Annotated in this window: 1 protein-coding gene; it reads left to right on the forward strand. The window is 63.7% G+C overall.

Going from position 1 to position 1,370, the window contains the following annotated elements:
- Positions 1 to 114 precede the first annotated feature (114 nt).
- On the forward strand, positions 115 to 1,370 hold a 1,256-nt coding region (locus tag Psi02_RS39720), incomplete at its 3' end, for an IS630 family transposase (RefSeq protein ID WP_203981082.1).

A 1,370-nucleotide genomic window follows, 5' to 3' on the forward strand; every position in this document is an offset into this window, starting at 1 on the left:
GTCATACGTCTGAAATTCGCTGCATAAGTTTCTATGCTGATCTGCATGACGCATCCTGGGCCGTCCGCGGTGGAGATTCATCTGACCGAGGCTGAGCGTGCTCGACTGATCGGCATGTCGGCCCAGTCGTCGAGGTCGGCGATCCGAGCGAACATCGTGTTGGCGTGCGCGGAGCCGGGGGCGAGCAACGCGCAGGTGTCGCGGGAGCTCGGGGCGTCGCTGGCCACGGTGCGGAAGTGGCGTGCAGCATTCGCTCGTGGCGGGGTGGAGGCGTTGGCCGACGAGGCGCGTCCGGGACGCCCGAAGGCGGAGTTGGCGGTGACCGAACAGGAACGGGTAACGCTGCAACGGTGGGCGCGGCGGGCGAAGTCGTCCCAGGTCCTGGCGATGCGGTCAAAGATCGTGCTGGCATGCGCGGACGGCAAGGACAACACGCAGATCGCATCCGAGTTGCGGGTGCATCCGGACACGGTGTCCAAGTGGCGGACCCGGTTTCTGCGGCTGCGGCTGGACGGGCTGGTCGATGAGCAACGACCGGGCCGGCCGCCGTCGATCACCCTTGATCAGGTCGAGCAGGTGGTGGTGGCGACACTTGAGGAGACGCCGAAGGACGCCACGCACTGGTCACGTGCTTCGATGGCCAAGCGCAGCGGGCTGAGCATGTCGACGATCGGACGGATCTGGCGGGACTTCGGGCTCAAGCCGCATCGGACCGAGTCCTTCAAGCTGTCCACCGATCCGTTGTTCGTGGAGAAGGTCGTCGATGTGGTGGGGCTGTATCACAACCCGCCGGAGAAGGCGGTGGTGCTGTGCGTGGATGAGAAGTCGCAGATCCAGGCGTTGGACCGCTCGCAGCCGGTGTTGCCGATGATGCCCGGAATGCCCGAGCGGCGTACCCATGACTATGTGCGCAACGGGATCACCAGCCTGTTCGCCGCCTTCAACGTCGAAGACGGCACCGTCATCGGCGAACTCCACCGTCAGCACCGCGCGACCGAGTTCAAGAAGTTCCTGATCACCATCGACAAGACCGTGCCGGCTGAGCTGGACATCCACCTGATCTGCGATAACTACGGCACCCACAAGACTCCGGCGATCAAGGCGTGGCTGGCCGCCCACCCTCGCTTCCACATGCATTTCACCCCGACCGGATCCTCGTGGATCAACCAGGTGGAGCGGTGGTTCGGCTACCTGACCGACCAGATGATTCGCCGGGGAGTCCACAAAAGCGTCCAGACCCTGGAGAAGGACATCCGCGCCTGGATGGATCAGTGGAACGACGACCCCAAGCCGTTCGTATGGACCAAGACCGCCGAAGAGATCCTCGAATCCTTGGCTAAATATTGCCGACGAATTTCCGGCGCAGGACA

This window comes from Planotetraspora silvatica, from assembly GCF_016863315.1.
In the GTDB taxonomy this organism is placed as follows: Bacteria; Actinomycetota; Actinomycetes; order Streptosporangiales; family Streptosporangiaceae; genus Planotetraspora; species Planotetraspora silvatica.